The following is a 302-nucleotide window of genomic DNA, read 5'->3' as shown; positions in this document are numbered from 1 at the left end:
CAACAGACTGTGGGTTTCGGATTTTACTTACGTTTCCACATGGCAGGGCTTTGTTTATGTGGCCTTCATCATTGATGTATTCGCACGGGTTATTGTGGGCTGGCGCGTCTCCTCAACGGCCCATACCGACTTCGTGCTGGATGCTCTCGAGCAGGCTCTGTGCCAGAGGCGACCTGAGGGAAAAGTGACCCACCATTCCGACCGCGGCTGTCAATATGTGTCCATTCGCTACACGCAAAGACTGGCTGAAGCGGGGCTCGTTGCTTCTGTCGGCAGTGTTGGGGATTCCTATGATAACGCCC

The 302-nt window shown here is 54.6% G+C and carries 1 protein-coding gene; it reads left to right on the top strand.

Translation table 11 applies throughout. The annotated features are described in order from the left end of the window. Positions 1–302 (top strand): DDE-type integrase/transposase/recombinase (locus FKW31_RS15835; protein WP_150179065.1); only part of this gene is annotated, 302 nt, incomplete at both ends.

The organism is Acetobacter sp. DmW_136 (assembly GCF_008690365.1).
In the GTDB taxonomy this organism is placed as follows: domain Bacteria; phylum Pseudomonadota; class Alphaproteobacteria; order Acetobacterales; family Acetobacteraceae; genus Acetobacter; species Acetobacter oryzifermentans.
This window is presented reverse-complemented; position numbering and strand designations above follow the sequence as displayed.